14 protein-coding genes are annotated in these 17,629 nt (G+C 39.6%); 11 read left to right on the plus strand and 3 right to left on the minus strand.

Going from position 1 to position 17,629, the window contains the following annotated elements; translation table 11 throughout:
* Nucleotides 1-500 precede the first annotated feature (500 nt).
* Nucleotides 501-5,063: an apolipoprotein A-IV repeat region-like domain-containing protein gene (locus tag WCP75_RS04135; RefSeq protein ID WP_336276982.1), complete on the minus strand. Its 4,563-nt coding sequence runs from the start codon at nt 5,061-5,063 to the stop codon at nt 501-503.
* Nucleotides 5,064-5,784: 721 nt separating this feature from the next.
* Here WCP75_RS04135 and hfq point away from each other — a divergent pair.
* From hfq to WCP75_RS04155, 4 genes are all read left to right on the plus strand, one after another.
* Complete coding sequence (gene hfq / locus WCP75_RS04140) at nt 5,785-6,024, plus strand: RNA chaperone Hfq (RefSeq protein ID WP_336276983.1); 240 nt, start codon at nt 5,785-5,787, stop codon at nt 6,022-6,024.
* A gap of 107 nt (nt 6,025-6,131) precedes the next feature.
* Nucleotides 6,132-7,421, plus strand: a complete 1,290-nt coding sequence (gene hflX / locus WCP75_RS04145; protein ID WP_336276984.1) for a GTPase HflX — start codon at nt 6,132-6,134, stop codon at nt 7,419-7,421.
* A 117-nt stretch (nt 7,422-7,538) separates the two neighbouring features.
* A complete protein-coding gene (locus WCP75_RS04150) occupies nt 7,539-9,269 on the plus strand; it encodes a hypothetical protein (protein WP_336276985.1) in 1,731 nt (576 codons plus the stop codon).
* Nucleotides 9,270-9,425: 156 nt separating this feature from the next.
* A complete protein-coding gene (locus tag WCP75_RS04155) occupies nt 9,426-10,496 on the plus strand; it encodes a COX15/CtaA family protein (RefSeq protein ID WP_336276986.1) in 1,071 nt (356 codons plus the stop codon).
* Between the two features lie 18 nt (nt 10,497-10,514).
* On the opposite strand, the gene argC is transcribed toward WCP75_RS04155, so the two are convergent.
* Nucleotides 10,515-11,450, minus strand: coding sequence for an N-acetyl-gamma-glutamyl-phosphate reductase (gene argC, locus WCP75_RS04160; RefSeq protein ID WP_336276987.1), 936 nt, complete (start codon nt 11,448-11,450; stop codon nt 10,515-10,517).
* A 228-nt stretch (nt 11,451-11,678) separates the two neighbouring features.
* Here argC and glyA point away from each other — a divergent pair, with 228 nt between their 5' ends.
* The 6 genes from glyA (at nt 11,679) to nusB (ending at nt 16,256) form a co-directional block, all read left to right on the plus strand.
* Nucleotides 11,679-12,989: a serine hydroxymethyltransferase gene (gene glyA, locus WCP75_RS04165; protein WP_336276988.1), complete on the plus strand. Its 1,311-nt coding sequence runs from the start codon at nt 11,679-11,681 to the stop codon at nt 12,987-12,989.
* Nucleotides 12,990-13,004: 15 nt separating this feature from the next.
* A complete protein-coding gene (gene nrdR, locus WCP75_RS04170; protein WP_336276989.1) occupies nt 13,005-13,487 on the plus strand; it encodes a transcriptional regulator NrdR in 483 nt (160 codons plus the stop codon).
* Nucleotides 13,480-14,613 carry a bifunctional diaminohydroxyphosphoribosylaminopyrimidine deaminase/5-amino-6-(5-phosphoribosylamino)uracil reductase RibD gene (ribD, locus tag WCP75_RS04175; RefSeq protein ID WP_336276990.1) on the plus strand — a complete coding sequence of 378 codons (1,134 nt, stop codon included), beginning with the start codon at nt 13,480-13,482 and terminating at the stop codon, nt 14,611-14,613. Before nrdR ends, ribD begins: the two co-directional genes overlap by 8 nt.
* On the plus strand, nt 14,595-15,212 hold the full coding sequence (locus WCP75_RS04180) for a riboflavin synthase (RefSeq protein ID WP_336276991.1): 618 nt from the start codon (nt 14,595-14,597) through the stop codon (nt 15,210-15,212). Before ribD ends, WCP75_RS04180 begins: the two co-directional genes overlap by 19 nt.
* A 76-nt stretch (nt 15,213-15,288) precedes the next feature.
* A complete protein-coding gene (locus WCP75_RS04185) occupies nt 15,289-15,747 on the plus strand; it encodes a 6,7-dimethyl-8-ribityllumazine synthase (protein WP_336276992.1) in 459 nt (152 codons plus the stop codon).
* 2 nt (nt 15,748-15,749) lie between these two features.
* Entirely contained in the window at nt 15,750-16,256 is a 507-nt protein-coding gene (gene nusB / locus WCP75_RS04190) for a transcription antitermination factor NusB (RefSeq protein WP_336276993.1), read from the plus strand.
* A gap of 20 nt (nt 16,257-16,276) precedes the next feature.
* Here the strand turns inward: nusB and WCP75_RS04195 are convergent, their stop codons facing one another.
* Nucleotides 16,277-16,735: an outer membrane protein assembly factor BamE gene (locus WCP75_RS04195; RefSeq protein ID WP_336276994.1), complete on the minus strand. Its 459-nt coding sequence runs from the start codon at nt 16,733-16,735 to the stop codon at nt 16,277-16,279.
* Between the two features lie 238 nt (nt 16,736-16,973).
* Between WCP75_RS04195 and WCP75_RS04200 the strand changes: the two genes are divergently transcribed.
* Nucleotides 16,974-17,537 carry a DUF177 domain-containing protein gene (locus WCP75_RS04200; RefSeq protein WP_336276995.1) on the plus strand — a complete coding sequence of 188 codons (564 nt, stop codon included), beginning with the start codon at nt 16,974-16,976 and terminating at the stop codon, nt 17,535-17,537.
* Nucleotides 17,538-17,629 lie beyond the last annotated feature (92 nt).

The raw sequence follows: 17,629 nt of genomic DNA on the forward strand, positions 1-17,629 counted from the left end.
ATATTGTATAAAACAGATAAAATTTCTAGTTTTTTTATCATGATACTACTTTTTATAAAAGTTATAAATGGTAAAATTATACAAACAATTTCTATAAATATGTATTATATTCGTTATCACAAAATTTTTTATAAGCTCAAATATGTAAATTAAATACAGCATAACAATTATAAATAAATAAAAAAATATTCGAGAAACTTAGTTAAAGCGTTTTCAATACGCTTAAAACTTAAGTCTGGTATAATGCGCTTGAACACCATCGAAATAAAACAAAGATCACATCCCCCGTATTGCGGTGCAGACACACCCGCGCTTATCAGCATCATCTTAAAGTGTTTTATTACCAGGATATCAAAAAGCCAAAACTCAACTATTTAGCTCATTTTCGCTGTACTCTTAATGATCGAGATAAATACTGTAGCTATCATCACTAAGTTATCAATTCCAATAAGGCTAATAAAAAAACGGGAGATCATATTTCCTTCCACTTTTTAAATATTTCATTGGATGCGTCCGATCGCGTGAGCGAGCATAGTGTAAACTTTTCCAGTATCTGATATCAGATACTTTTGAACTGAACGAGAATCTCCAAAATTGCGAGACACTTTTCGCAAGAGGTCTTCAAAATCCATGACAAACTGGTTGACTGAACGCTTAAAATTCATATCACCTACATACCTTTTTTTGACCGTTTCAAACACTTTCTTTCCGCTTAGAGTATAAAGACGTTCTGCCGCAATGTTTGCTTTTCCATGTTGATAATGATTCCATAACTCGACGATAGCACCGTGATTTATGGCCCGCAGCATATCGTTCGCTAATGAATTAAGGGGTTTATTTTCAAGGTTTGGCTCTGTTTGCACTGGAGGAAAGGCGGTATATTCGTCCTTTTCTTCATACAACGATTCTTCACGCGAGGCCCTCTTTAAAAGATTAGACACCCATTTATCCTGCCTTTTTTTACTCTGTTCTCGCTGTAAGATAGGTTTCGGCGGCACTATTTTCTTTGTGAATTCGGGAAAGATATTCTCCTTCCTATCAGATATTGGTGATGAAATCTTCATTTGTGCAAGATCACTATTTCTGTTGTACTGATCACTTTTTTGTACAACATTTGTCAAATCGTTCAGTGCCGCAATCTGTTCACTCAGAGCAACCCGGATTGCGTGCGTTGTTTCTTTTGTTTTTTCTGGCAACTTCTGGACATTCTCATCAATGTCATTACTGATTTTTGAAATTTCTGAACGGATTTCATCGGCTGAGCGGCGTATATCTTCTGCCGCTCCTGAGAAACGCGTTGAAGCTTCATTAATGAGCTGATTTAGTGACTTTTGAAGCGAATTTGTAGAGTTACGCGCATTCTTATCTGTACGCTCAAACGCTGAGTTAATAACGCTTTCGTAATGTCCAATCAGTTGGTTAATTTCGTCAGATTTCGAAACGAGTGCACCACTTAACGCAGACAGAGCATTATGCTTTTCTTCAATTGTTACGCCGAGTGTATTTTCAGATTGTTTAAAAACGTGAATGAGATCAGAAAGTGTTTTAACGTGTTGCCCAAAATTACTCGTGATATGGGCAACTTGTTCAAATGTATTCTGTGAAAGCCCCTGTAAAATATTCACATTGCCATTTAGGGCTTGGCCTGAGGCCGATAGACGCTCTGCTACCTGACTGGTTTTATGGAAGAAGTTGCTCGCAGTTTTGCTAAACTCACCGTCGACATTTTGAACTGCAGATATCAAAATATTGCTATTCTCGTGGATGTTGTAAATTGACTGGTTTAATTGTTCAAGAACGGAGGAGACATCACTGACAAAATTCTCTTTCATCGCTGCTACGGTTTTAAGTGTTTCAGAATTCGTCCGCGCTAAGGTATTCACAAACGATTCATTTTGCGCATAAATTCTTTGCTCAGCATCTTGCGTTGAAAGAGTAAATTGTTCACTGACTTTCTGAGTTAAATCGCCAACAGAATCCGTCGTGTTTTGTGCAGCTTGATTTAACTGACTTGCCAGTTCTGCAAGCTTTTCGACATGCCCCGAAATTTGAATAGTCGTTTGCTTTTTAGCCTCTTCTAGACGATTACTGACATCAGAAAGCTGATAACCAAGGTCATTTTTTAAATTTTGCATGGAGCTATGAAGCACATGACAGCGTTCGCTTAGCACTTGTTCAATTGCTGTGGTTGAAGTGTGAATTGTTTCATCCAATAATATTTGCGCGTTATGACTTGCAGTAGCGAAAGCTTCTAAAGTGTGAGCTGTTTTCTCGGATAAAACAGAAAGGACTCTATCACTAGTATCATAGATTGTTTGCTGAACATTTGATACAATTCGGTCACCAGTTTCTGAAATAACATCTCCCGCTTTTTCAGCGATACCCGCAACCGACAAAGCTATACACTCGCTCGTAGAAGAAAGAACATCGGAAGCCTTTGTAATTTCGTTGTGCAAATTTTCAGCAACCGCATCAACAGAATTTTCTAGCGTAATGCGCATATTCTCTACACTCATCTCCAATGCTTGCTGAGCTGCTTGGTTTTGTTCGTTGTTTAAAGTGATAGATTTTTGCAATGTACCAGAATGTTCTTCAAAAACAGACGTCTGCGTCTCGATAGTTTCACATATTTTACCAAGTCTTTCAGACAATGCCTCTTCTAGCGTGACTGCACATTCAAAAATTTTGCTTGCACGATTCTTTAAGCTTTCATCGAACGATCCCACTTGCAATTCAAGAGTCTCAAAAAACATGCCGTTAGATTGAGAGAGTGTGCTTTTGACAGTTTCAGCATGATCTTCAAGACTTTTAACGTGTCCTTGGACGGCTTCAGTAATGCTTTTGTTATTTGCAAAAATTGCCTGCTCAACGGATTCTATCTGTTTCTTCAGGGCAATATCAACATGTATATCGCTCTTTGCAATGAGGTCATAAATCGTCTCCATTCGTTGCTCAAGTGTGCGCGCCTGATCCGCAAGAACTTCATTAAGAGAAAAACTATTGATGGCCAAGGAGTCGCGCAATGCGTCTGCACGTATATCAATATTTCTGGCCTGTGCCTCTAAAGCATCTGTAGTTGCACCACAGCTCTGCGCAATGACTTCCCGCAATTTATCTGTATGTTGAACTATGTCCGCAACATGTTTTCCAGTACATTGGTCAACAATTTGAGTATTTTCGATCAGAGTTTTTTCGATATTTGAGGTGTTCTGAGCTAAGGAATCAATCTGATTTTTAAACATATCAGCGATTTTATCCTTTTCTTCACCAAGCATGTCCGCTATCATGTCCCGCTGGTTAGAGAGCTGTGCTTTGAAATCATGCGAACGCTCTTGTACAATTTCGACAATCGCACCATCTATGGTCTTTATTTCTTCTCTCAGAGTCTCCTTACTCCTGTCGATTGCAGAGCGGATGCTGTTGTGTCCATCCGTGAATGCATCAGCGATACTGGCTGTTCTTTCTTTGAGGTCTACGTTAATACGTGAGGCATGAGCTTCCAAGAAGTTACTAAGCTTCTCAGCATTATCCTCTAGAGCCTGACTGCGAGCAATAAAAGAATCAATAATGGAATCACTATGTTTTTTAAGAGAAAGGTCAGCATTGGCTAGACGAGCTTCAAATGTTCCAATAGCTTCTGAAGTTATGTTATCGAATTTAAGAGAAAGTTTAGATGCATGCTCATCGAGCTGCATAATTTTTTCGTTGAAATTTTCTAAAGACTGATTATTACGACTGATAACAGCCTCGTCTAGCGCTCTAAATTTTTCATCGACACTGTATAAAGCCTGGTCTGTTGCAGTATGTATGTGCGTCGCAATTTTGGCGATATGCATCTCGGCTTTAGAGGCTGTTTCATTAAAGGTTTTCTCTATTTGCTTTTCGTTATTATCAAAACGCTGTGAGAAATCATCAAAATTTTTCCCTAAGTCATTGAAAAATTTTGTATTTTTTTCCTGAATCTGCGTTGTGGTTTCATTGAATTTTTCAACGAGTTGATTCGTCACACCGTCGCCTGCATGAGAAATTTTTGTAACAAGGTCTTCTCCTTGTTTTTGCAGAGTTTGGGAAAGGGTTTGCGCAAGCTTTTTAACATTGGTTACAACCTTAGATGTAACCAAGTCGAATTCGTCACTCAGCTTTTCTTGTGTGCCTTTAATCGCTGATTGTACGCGATCTGCATGATTTAGAATGGCGATGCGTTCGTTGCTTAGCTCCTTGATCAACGTGTGGATACGCGATTCATTTTCAGCATAAGCTTGTTCTAAATTATGAACTTCACCTTGTATGATAGCTTCAAGTTCAACAGCACGTCCGAGAGTGCGTTCGATTCCCTCATTCATTGCAGCTACTTCTTCACGGATAGTCTGTCCTATAGCAATAGCTTGTTTTTCAGACATATTCTGTGGCTCACTGAGGCGCTGCGCCGCACTTGTCATGAGAACAGCAATATTACGCAATTCGTTTGAGCGCTTTGTCAGTTGAGCAAATCCCCAGGCCATGAGAATTGGAATTATAGTTCCTGCTGCTACGGATAGCCCAGTTGGAGATGTAAAAAAAACAGCAATATCTGATAGAGAACTGAGTCCAGCAGGTGCTAATCTACGAGAGATAAAAACACCCCCCGCTGCCCATAGAGCACTGAGCGCTGTTGTACTCCAATAAATTGGAGAGAGGGACTTTTGCTTCGGTAATTCAAAGCTTAGAGCAGTCGTCACATCATCATTTGCGGGGGAAGGTTGCGCAGATAACAGTGTATCGCGTACAGTTCCACCTAAAAATTCGCGCTCAGTTTTTTTAGAAAAAAGCTGTTCAACAACAGATTCGTCGATAACAGCGTCATCATGGATATTTGAGGAAATTTCTGAAGTGCCATTTTCAGCCAAAATCTCTTCTTCCGCTACTGAAATTTTTTGAATCAAATCATCTACATTGACGACATTTTCGGAATTATTCGATGACGTTGTTTCAATTGCCATTCTATTAAAGTCAAAATCCATGGCTTTTTTAAAAGCCTCTTCAACTTCAATTTCGAACGCTTTCAATTTGGTTCTGCGTGCCATACTCGCCTCGTGCTTTACAGACGGAAAAGAGATGCGTCTTTTTCCACATATTCCCAAAACATATTAGCCGTTAATTATTTAGAAAGGAATATGTTCAGGGCAAAATTGTGAAAACTTATAAAGATAAAGTTAACGCGAATTCTATCTCTTACACAAAAAACATAAAAAAATCAATTAAAACAATTTACTATGTTGATTCTTTAAAAATAAAGATGCTGTTCAAAACTCTTATTTATGATTGATATTCGTGATTTTATGTAGCTGGGTATGCTTCATCCGCGGAAAATGATGGGAAGTTGCGATTGTATCGGTATTTTAAAGGTTTCTTCAAATTGTGACTCCCCCCGAACTAAAACATCGTCATTTTTTTTATGTCTATGATAAATCGGCTCCTCACATAAACTTTTTGAAGCATGAATTTGAAGTATGAACTAGAAAAATTTTCTATTTATTCTCTTTTAAAATCCTCTATATATAACAACCATGTGTGCGTTGGTGTTTCTATAGATAGCTTTTTAGAAATAAAATGTGTGTGGTTTTTCGTATTTTGTGATTGATATTGGCAAGTGCAGTATTCGTCGTCTTACAAAATAGTATTTTTTTTGGGAGTAGGCGGTATTTTGCCAAAATTCTGATGTTACTACGTTGACAATTTGGTATTTTTCGGTCGATATGCGTGCACGAATATTTTATGCAATTCGAAACATAAGGTACAAAAATAATGGCAGAACGATCACAACATCTGCAAGATGTATTTCTGAATACGCTCCGCAAGAAAAAAATTTCCTTGACGATTTTTCTTGTAAACGGCGTTAAACTGACGGGTGTCGTAACGTCATTTGACAATTTTTGCGTTCTCTTGCGCCGCGATGGACACGTTCAGCTGGTGTACAAACACGCTATTTCCACAATCATGCCTGGGCAGCCTGTGCAGATGCTAGAGGGTGAGAGCCCCGAGTAAACGAACCACTCCACTATAGATTCAGTATCCCGTTTTGGATGCTGTGTCAATTGTTGTGGTGGATAAAAGTGGGAGAAGGGCAAGAAATTTTGCAGGTCGTAAAATAAGTGCGTACTATTGTTTTGGTGCCGATTATTCGCAAAAATAGAAATGGAAAGGTGCTGCGTGAGCGCTCTGTGTCTTCTCGGCTTGAAGAGGCGGTGGGGTTGGCTCGCGCTATAAGGTTGGACGTTGTTCATCATAGAGCAGTCAATATCAGCGTGGTATGTCCCGCGATTTTATTTGGAAAGAGCAAGGCAGACGAATTTGCTCGTTATATAAATGAGAGTCACGCTGGCCTTGCTATCGTAGATTACTTTTTGACTCCGGTACAGCAACGCAATCTGGAGAGACTGTGGGATTGCAAAGTTATTGATAGGACAGGTTTAATTCTTGAAATTTTTGGTGATCGCGCACGGACAAAAGAAGGGGTTCTGCAAGTTGAATTGGCGCGTTTATCTTACCAAAAAAGCAGGCTCGTTCGCACTTGGACTCACTTGGAGCGGCAACGTGGAGGGCGCGGTTTTTTAGGTGGTCCGGGTGAAACGCAGATTGAAGTTGATAAGCGTCTTTTGCAAGAGAAGATTGTTCGTATTCGTCGCGAATTGGAAAGGGTTGTCAAAACACGTGCTCTTCATCGGGCTAAAAGAAAGAAAACATCCTTTCCCGTTGTTGCTTTGGTTGGATATACTAACGCGGGAAAATCAACTCTGTTTAATCGTTTAAGTGGTGCAAATGTATTAACAGAGGATATGTTGTTTGCAACACTTGATCCCACTTTACGCAAAGTTGTTCTTCCTCATGGAAATACCATTCTTTTATCTGATACTGTGGGTTTTATTTCTAATTTGCCAACACATTTAATTGCAGCGTTCAGGGCAACTCTTGAAGAGGTAGTTGAGGCTGATTTGATCCTTCATGTGAGAGATATGTCAGATGCCGAGCATCATGTTCACGCCCAAGATGTTTTGGATGTGCTTTCAAGTTTAGGCGTTTGTATTGATGATACAGAATGCATCATGGAGGTTTGGAATAAAATCGATACATTAGATGAAGATTCACTAAGTATCTTGCAAAAAAGTGCAAAAACATTGTTGAATCCTGCTCTCGCAGTATCAGCACTCACGGGTAAGGGATTGGATCAGTTATTGCTAGCCATCGAAAAGCGCATTTTCGGAGAAATGCAAAGGATTGAGTGCGTTTTAAAATATCACGAAATGCCGCTTGTTAATTGGTTTTATGAAAATTCTGGCGAAATAATTCAGGAAGAACTTGAAGACGGTTCTGTTATCATTAAAGCAGTGCTTACTTCCGAAGCAAAAAAGCGACTAGATGATATTAAACAAAATATGAATTAAATTTTTACAATTATTAACTATTTTGCTTATCTCATGGGGATTATCTTCAAGTTGAGGGGATGGTTGGTGCTATTTACTTAATGAAAAATAAAAAATACTTTGTTGGTTAATATAAAAATGAATTTTAAGCACAACGAAGAGCCGCCAATACGCATAGCGCTGTGGGGTACAGTGATTGTTTCATTGTTTGCGGCTCTGTGCGTGTTACTCGTTTGTTTATACTATTTTTCCAGCCCTTTTGCTTACAGAGCGACTTTAACGTTTTCGCTATCTGATCCCGCGGGAAAGTCATTGCCAGTTGATAACCAAAGCAATGCGGTTGTATTTCCATTTTTAAGTTATGCAAGTTCTAATAGTTTGTTTTTAAGTAATTTTTACAAGAAAAATTTCGCTGAAAATATTTATTTTTCTGGTGATGGCGAACTAATCAATCTTGTTTTCGAAGCTAAGACTGTTGCGGATGCCCGATACGGGGTAGAATCTTGGTTCGCTGCATTTTTGGAAGCGATTGTCAAGAAAAACGAAAAATTATTATCGATGAGGCAACATATTGATCAACAATACGACGACACCACAGTGCCAAGCATAATACAGGAATTTCATTCATCTATTGATTCTTTTATTCGTCGCGATGTGAGACAAATCGAGCTTAAAGATCTTTACGCGCAGTTAACAGAAGCAACTTTGAAACGTATTTATTTAAGAAATTTGAGTTCGACTATTAGGGCGATTCGTAAAAACGGGCAGTCTTTGCTATCTTTGTCGTTTATTACAAACAATTCGGCAATTTCTGTATTGGAATCCAAGCGCAATCTTTTAGAAACGCAAAAAGCACATATGGCCGCACAATTAGGTTGGGAGCATCCACAAATTAAGGCCATGACCGCAGAGTCTGAAGTAATTTCTAGGCAATTGAATGATAAAATTTTGCAGATCGTCAATCAAATTCATTCGGATGAAATTATCGCGGAGAACTTTGAAATACAATTAAGAAAGAGGATCGGTTTTTCTGCGAAGGACAGGTACGATTCTTTGAATAAAATGTTCGATGAATTGGAAAATAAAATACGGGAAACAGTAGATTCACGAAATAAAGCGATAAATGAGGATCCATCATTGCAAGATATACGAGTCCATGTCATTGTTCCGACAACGTTATCACCAATTTCTTTTATAACGCTTTATGGGAAAATTGTTGGTGTGCTTGCAGGTTTGCTTGTTTTTTTTGGTGGGTTGCTGTTGTTGCAGAGATGTCTTGGAGAAAGAAGAAAGCAATCAAAGAGAATTGGTAGCAGTATTCCACTATCTAAGGCTACAGACGGTTTAGAGGCATGCGCTACAATAGAAGGATTATCTGATTTCCTGAAATGGAGCGCCCCTTCCGTTATTTCAATAGTTGGTTCTGAGGCTGCGCGAATGGCTGCTAAATTGTCTCTTCATCTCATAAAAGAGTGCAAGACAATTTTATTGGTGAATGTTTCTGGTCAAATGATAGAAAAGATGATTGGCCCTCATAGGGGGCTGAGTGATATTTTAACAGGACATATACAGTTGCAAGATGTTGTTTATCGTGATTATGATACAGGTGTTGATATTCTTCCTCGAGGGTTGACGAGTCCCGCTCGCGCGCAAGAGTTTGCAAAAAACATTCCCGATATATTGCGGGAGTTTAAAAAAAACTATGATTTTATAATTTTAGAAATAGAAACAGAACCTAAATATGGGTTTGAGCAATTTGCAGAGCTAACAGATTGTTATATTTGTGATACTGTTATTGATGGACAAAATTGGGTAATGAAAATGATAAGTAAACTTCCCAAGATCGTCTATCGCGTTGCTGCGTTTTAGACATCGCAAGATAGTGGGGGACGCTGCATCTATGATGAATGTGGCTGTATTTTGCCGAAATTGTAGTGTTTTCTACAATAGGTGGGGTTAGCATCTGAATTTAGAAAATATTTTTGATTAAAGATAGATGTAGATATGTGAGAATTAGAGGCGGAAATGGAAAAACTTAATGATGTTGTTTTGGTGCCATCGCAGAAAAAGCATCGAAGACAGATTCAGATATGGCTTGATTCTATTTTATTGCTTTGTTTGGCAATTGTTTTAGTCGGAGGAGCTACTCGCTTGACGGGATCTGGGCTTTCGATAACCGAATGGAAGCCAGTTCATGGTGTGATACCGCCTATTGGTGTGGAACAATGGAAAGAAGAATTTTTAAAATATCAACAGATAGCGCAGTATAAGTTACTCAATAATGATATGACTCTGAGTGCGTTTAAAGTGATTTTTTGGTGGGAGTGGGGACACCGTATTCTTGGGCGTCTCGTTGGTATGGTGGCTTTGTTAGGATTAATTTGGTTTTGGGCGAAAAGGCGTATTGAGAAGAACGTTTTGCTCCAGCTTACTATTGTGCCAGTTCTCATTGCCATTCAAGGTGCTATTGGTTGGTGGATGGTGGCTTCAGGCATAGGAAAAAGCAGTCTGACAAGCGTGAGCCAATATCGTTTAGCATTTCACCTTATAACAGCGTGTTTTGTTATTATTTTTGTTAATTACTTATCTAGGGGACTCGCGGAATATTCAGAAAGACCAGCTAGTAAAATGATTCAACATTTTGCGGGTTGGCTTGTTGTTATTATTCTTGTGGAGATCTACTTGGGTGCTTTAGTTGCAGGACTTCACGCAGGTAAGGTTTATAATACGTGGCCACTTATGGATGGTCAGGTTATTCCTGACGGATTGCTAAATTATAATCCCGTTTGGCTTAGCTTATTTGAGCATCCATTGACGGTTCAGTTTGTTCACCGCTTTTTTTCTTACTTTTTATTTATTGTAGCGGTTGTTCATGCTTGGTGCGTACAAAAAAACGCTCCACATTCAACGCATGCTCGTCGTGCATTCTTTATATGTATTATGATCATTTTTCAGGCATTCTTAGGAATCATCACATTATTGAACGAAGTTCCGATAAGTTTTGGGCTCATTCATCAAATTACTGCATTGATAATATTATGTTTTTCAGTTTCACATTGGCGAGCGACAAAAGGGAGTTGTTCCTCTATTGCATGAGATTTTATCGAAGAATTTTCAATTGGCTGAAAGCATTAAATCGAGATTTTGGATGGCTGCTGCGGATGCACCTTTTCCTAAATTATCTAATATTGCGCAGAGATTGAAAATACCTTCATTTTCATCTCCAAAGATAAATAGTTTCATACCATTTTTATACGCCAAGTATTCTGGACTAAGTTTGGTAAGCGCTTTGGTTTCTTCTTGCGATGCGATTGATATGATGTTTTGCCCATCGTAATGATTGTTAAAAATTTCATGTAGATCGGAGAGGTTAGCTGATTTTGTAAATAAACTACGATGCAGGGGAAGATTCACAATCATTCCTTGGGGAAAGCGCCCAACACTCGGTACGAAAATTGGTGTTCTGTTGATTTGTCCGTATCTTTTAATCTCTGGAATATGTTTGTGTTTTAAATCAAGGCCATAAACGAAATAGTTTTCTTTGGTACCTTCTCCTAGAGACCGATTTTCCATTTGTGCGATTAGCTGTTTTCCACCGCCGGTGTAGCCAGATATTGCGTTAATTGAGATAGGATAATCAGCGTCCATAAGTCCTGCTTCACGAAGTGGTCGAATCAGACCGATAGCTCCGGTCGGATAACACCCGGGATTCGTTACGTAACGTGCTTCTCGAATACGTTTTTTCTGTCCCGCTGTCATTTCGGGAAAACCATAAACCCAGTTTGGTGTGATGCGATGAGCCGTTGAACTGTCGATTATTCTGATTTTTTTATTATTTTTTATCCAGTTAACGGTTTCACGTGCAATATCATCCGGAAGGCATAAAATAGCAATGTCCGCTTGACTAAGGGAATCCTGCCGCACACTAATATTATGGCGATCTGTGTGAGAAAGAGAAAGCAATTCTATATCTAAACGTTTTGATAAGTGCTCCCGTATTTGTAGTCCAGTTGTTCCGTGTTCACCATCAATAAAAATTTTTGCTGCCATTACTCTGTCTTAATAAGCTCTTTTCTTTATATTCAGCTCACCATGTCATAATCAGGATAAGTTATTGGATATCTTTGAAATACATACTGTTTTATTTGCAGAATGGGCTCTCAAAAAATAAAAAATTTCCGCTGTTTTTTTAGGCGAGCACGGCCTTAAATGGTTTTATCTATACGGCATGCTGTGCTATCGTAGGTTGTTTTTTTTAGAGATGTTAGGACATATTTTATGATTCAGCAAGTGGGTGATGCACGGAAGCATTTTTTTAATGATGATTTACAAACTACTGACGTTGCAGTTTTCGACGCAATTAGAGGCGAATTTGAGCGTCAAAAGCGTGATATTGAGTTGATTGCATCGGAAAATATTGTTTCAAGAGCAGTTCTTGAGGCACAGGGGTCGGTTTTAACCAATAAATACGCGGAAGGTTATCCTGGAAACCGTTATTATGGCGGTTGTCATTTTATGGATAAAATTGAAAATTTAGCGATTGAAAGAGCTAAAAAACTATTTGGTTCTTCTTTTGTAAATGTGCAACCTAACTCAGGAAGTCAAATGAACCAGGCTGTATTTTTGGCTTTGCTTCAACCTGGGGACACAATAATGGGGTTGAGTTTGGATGCTGGTGGTCATTTAACGCATGGGTCTCGCGTTAACATGTCCGGAAAGTGGTTTCATGTTGTCTCTTATGGTGTGCGTCAGGAAGATCAACTTCTTGATATAGAAGAAGTTGAACGTCTTGCAAAAGAGTATAAACCAAAACTCATCATTGCAGGCGGGACAGCTTATTCGCGTGTATGGGATTGGAAAAAATTTCGCGAAATTGCAGATGAAGTCGGAGCTTATTTAATGGTGGATATGTCCCATATCGCAGGTTTAGTTGCCGGTGGTGCGCATCCTTCTCCTATACCGTATGCGCATGTTGTGACGACGACAACACATAAGTCGCTGCGTGGTCCTCGTGGTGGTATGATATTGGTGAATGATGAAGATTTGGCTAGAAAGGTTAATTTGGCAGTTTTTCCGGGTCTTCAAGGCGGCCCTTTGATGCATGTGATAGCTGGTAAAGCGGTTGCATTGGGGGAAGCCCTACAGCCTGCTTTTAAGGAGTACATTGCTAATGTGGTTGCTAACGCAAAAGTTTTAGCCGCAGGTTTACAACGTAATGGTTTTGATGTTATTTCTGGCGGTACGGATAATCATTTGTTGTTGGTTGATTTGCGTTCGAAAAATTTAAAAGGGAGGTTGTCGGAGTTGGCTCTGGGGCGTTCTGGGATTGTTTGTAATAAAAATAGTATCCCCTTTGATCCAGAAAAGCCATTTGTGACATCGGGTATTCGCCTGGGTACGCCTGCGGGGACGACGCGTGGTTTTAGAGAAAAAGAATTTAGGCAAATCGCTGATTTAATTTCAGAAGTCCTTGAGGGTTTAAGAGTTGCAAAAAGCGATGAGGATAATAATGCAGTTGAAATGGCTGTTAAGAAAAAAGTAGAAAATATGACTGACAGCTTCCCGCTTTATTCTCACCTTTACCCCTAGATAAAGGTGGAGAGTATGCGTTGTCCTTACTGTCAACACGAAGATACTCAGGTTAAGGATTCGCGCCCTGCGGAAGAGGGCGCGGCAATTCGGCGGCGGCGAGTATGCTCTGGTTGTGGCGGCCGTTTTACGACTTTTGAACGTGTTCAGTTGCGTGAGCTTTTGGTTTCTAAAAAGAGCGGTCGGTGTGAGCCATTTGATCGTGATAAGTTGATGCGGTCAGTCGATGTTGCTGTGCGTAAGCGTAATATTAATCTTAGCCATATTGAACGGGCAATTTCTGGAATTATACGTCAATTGGAGAGTTCGGGTGAGTCTGAGATTTCTTCCGAAAGGATTGGGTGTCTTGTGATGGAGGCGTTAAAGGGGATTGACGATATTGCTTATATTCGTTTTGCATCAGTTTATCGGGATTTTTGTAGTGCAAGTGATTTTCACGATGTGATAGATGAGTTGTCAAAAGACATAACAGATACAGAGTCTCGTCTTTATGAATAAGGGTGAAAAAATGCAAGACGAGCGGTTCATGGCTGCGGCTGTCCGTTTGGCAGAACGTCATATAGGTCTGACTGGTGAAAATCCTTCTGTAGGTGCGTTAGTTGTGCAGAGTGATGGTACTGCAGGGGGGATTATCGTTGGGTATGGCGTTACAGCTGTCCACGGTAGGCCGCACGCTGAAGTGCAGGCTTTACGCATGGCCGGTTCTTCATCCCGTGGTGCTACGATTTATGTAACTTTGGAACCTTGTTCGCATTATGGTAAAACAGAGCCGTGTGTAAATGCGATCATAGATTCGGGTATTGCTCGGGTTGTTATTGCTCTTTCTGATGCAGATAACCGAGTTAATGGGCGTGGCATCGCTCTTTTGCGAGCTGCTGGTATTGAAGTCGTTGAAGGAGTTTTGGCTGAAAAAGCTTTTGAGGCGTTGTGTGATCATCTGTGTGTTAAGAAATTGCGGCGATGTGCGGTTACTTTTAAAATAGCAATTTCTGCGGATAACGGTGTGGGTAAAAAAGGGCAAGGTGGAGTAAAAATTAGCGGAACAGCTTCACATGCGCACACTCATATTTTACGAGCGCAGAATAACGCTATCGTTGTTGGCATTGACACTATATTGGCGGATAATCCGAGACTAGATTGCCGTTTATTAGGATTAGGGATGCGTTCACCTATACGCGTCGTTTTAGACACAGATTTACGTATTCCGCTTGATATGGAGGTTGTCAAAACAGCAGCAAAAATTCCAACGTGGATTATTTGTGATGCAGATTTTTCAAAAAAAAATAAGATAATGGCACTAGAACAGCACGGTGTTTCTGTGCGTTCGGTGGAAGTGAGCGATGGTTGTATGCAGCCTCTTGCTATTTTACAATTGCTTTATAAATGTGGAATCAGCAGCGTTTTACTTGAGGGAGGGGCGAAAACAGGAGAAAAATTTTTAAATGCTGGTTGTGTAGATCATTTGATATGTTTTCATACTCCTGTTGTTTTAGGTGAAGATCGTATTGAGGCTCCTCGTTTTGAAAAGTATCTTTCAGAATTTTGTAAAGTTGAGACAAAAATGTTTGGAAATGACCGTTTTTGTAAATGGAGGCGCAAAACGTTATGTTTACAGGAATTGTAACGGATATTGGTCGTATTGAAGCTGCTAAACCTTTGAATAAAGGAGTACGCTTAAATATTTCTACATGCTATAATGCGGATAGTTTGAGAGTTGGTGCATCGATTGCGTGTTCGGGGGTTTGTTTGACAATTGTTGAGCTGGGATCAGAAAAAACGGCTAGAAATTGGTTTTCTGTGGAAGCATGGGAGGAAACATTACGTCTCACTAATCTTGCACAATGGATGAAGGGAACTTTTGTTAATTTGGAACGCTCTTTGAGGTTCGGTGATGAAGTGGGAGGGCATTTAGTTTCTGGTCATATTGATGGCTTAGCTAAAATTGTTGATAAAAGTAATGAAGGTGATGCTGTTCGTTTTTACATGCAAGCTCCAACGCGATTGCTGCCTTTTATTACGAGAAAAGGCTCTATCGCGCTCAATGGAGTATCGCTGACTGTTAATTGTGTCGAGGATAATATTTTTGATGTTCTGATTATTCGCCATACACTTGAAATGACAACTTGGGGACAGGCTAATATTGGCGATCAAGTTAATTTAGAAATTGATCAGCTTGCCCGTTACGTCGCAAAACTTTCTGGCTTTCAAATAGAAGGTGAATAAGCTAAAATTTTATCATGTCCTTGTATTTTGGGTACGTTTAGTTCATTGGTCCAGTTTTTTTTGATTAACTCTCGTCATGATGGAAAAAATGCATAAAAAGCCACATATATTAATTGTTGAAGCGCGTTTTTACAATGAAATTTCCGATGCACTTCTTGCAGGTGCAGTAGGTGTTCTGCAAAAAGCTGAGGTTAGCTACGATATTGTGACAGTTCATGGAGCATTAGAAATACCGGGTGCAATAGCTATGGCTGAAAAAGGGGATAAATTGTCTTATGATGGTTATGTAGCACTTGGTTGTATTATCAGAGGTGAAACGTATCATTTTGAAATTGTTGCTGATAATTCTTGTCGGGCAGTGATGGATTTGACTGTTCATCAAAATTTAGCGATAGGGAATGGCATTTTGACTGTTGAAAACGAAAAACAAGCATGGGCACGCGCGAAACAGGATGAAAAAAATAAGGGCGGTTTTGCTGCTGAAGCTGCTTTATGTATGGTTGCTCTGAAAAAGAGATTTGGAGATAATCATTGAGCATGGCTGACCTAAAGGACAGATGTTCTCCGCGTACAGCTAATAAACGCGGTGCAGCGCGGCTTGCTGCGGTGCAGGCGCTTTATCAAATGGATATAGTCGGTACCGGTGTTTTGGAAACGGCAGCTGAGTATGAAGCTCATCGTTTGGGAAAAGATATAGATGGATATCAATATCTTGATGCTGATTTTCAGTGGTTTTTTGCTATTATAGCCGGTGTCGTGCAAGACCAAAAACAGCTTGATCCCATGCTCCATCGACGACTTTCTGCTGAGTGGTCACTTTCGCGTATCGATTCTATATTACGCGCAATACTGCGCGCAGGTTTATGGGAGTTAATCAACCGCCGAGACGTTCCTGTTGCCGTTGTTGTGAGTGAATATGTCGATATAGCGAAAGCGTTCTTTGAAAGCGACGAACCAAAGCTCGTCAACGCAGTTCTTGATAGTATAGCGAAAGAGACACGCACACAAAAACAACAACCCAATCCAACCTTACTGGAATTGTAGGTGAGGTTAATTCAGTTACTCTACCGAAGTGGTGAATCTATGGTACCCTCAATGATCTTCTTCAGGAAAGACTGATCTCTTGTCGCAGTTGATGTGGTCTGTGTGATGAAATCAAAAACTTGACCATCTTGCAGACCGTAGTTGGCTATCTTGGAGACCTGCTTATTCTGGTCAAAATAAATAGCCAAAACTTTCCGGTCAATGATCCTTGCTTTCATAAATTTCATTCCGCGGTACCGGGTTTGTGATATATAATAAAAAACATCGTTATCGTACTTCGTTTTTAAGGACGGGGTTCCTAAAGTTAAAATGACTTGCTCTTGACTCGATCCAACAGGGATAAAATCGAGGGCGTTGTTGTCGAGAATATAACCTTCTCGATATATCTGGCTCGAACCTGAAGAGTTAATTATACCACAACCTGAAATTGCTGCCATGCTTGTCACTAGTAGCAAAGTTGACAATTTACACCTGAACATGGGTGCTAAGTAAGGTACCTGAAACAATGATATCTCCCTTTAGAATTTAGATGTACGATGAGAAGGCAACCTAAAGTTTTTTATTTTAGCTTAATCTTCCATAGCTTACACTGATCTTTCTTGTCATGGAGCGAATTATGCCATACAGAGTTTATTTAGAAAAGGAAAAAGTGGGCGAAATATAGTCTGCTTAAGTATAAAATGCGGCGTATTATATTTTTTATTTCGGGAGTTGCCGATGAAGGCCAAAAATGTTTCTCAAATGGCATTTGCTTTGGCTTATCCAATATCAGTACGTTCATTACCTGCTAAAGGTATAAAGGTTTGTATTTGTGCAAACCAACAGGAACGTGAGCATTTAGCAAAGAATCATGATTTGGTAGAAGTAAAGTCTTGTGAAGGGGAATTTTATATTTTTCCATCGAAACAGCGCGGGGTTCGTGTAAAAGGTTCATTGCGAGCATGTATAGTACAATCGTGTATCATTACATTAGAATCGCTAGAAAATATTATTGATGAGAGTCTTGAAGTTGTTTTTGTTCCTGAGGACTCAAAGTTGGTCAAACCAAAAGTATTGGAAGATACGGGCGAGTTGTTTTTGGATGTGGATGGGTCAGATGTGCCAGAAATTTTTCATGGTGATAAAATCGATATAGGTGCGATTATGGAGGAATTTTTTGAATTGTCAATTGATCACTACCCGCGCAAAGAAGGCGCCAGCATGACTGTGACTGAAAAATTAGACGGAAGCGAACAAGAAATATCACCGTTTTCTATTTTGAAAAACTTGGGGTCATTGTAAACAAATTAGAGAAGGTGTTTATTGTGTATTGGCGTGAAAACGGTATTTTTTGTGAATTTCTTTATTTGGTGTCTACTTTAGGGGTTATTTGT

Origin of the sequence: Bartonella numerosa (assembly GCF_037070845.1) — a bacterium.
Taxonomy (GTDB): domain Bacteria; phylum Pseudomonadota; class Alphaproteobacteria; order Rhizobiales; family Rhizobiaceae; genus Bartonella.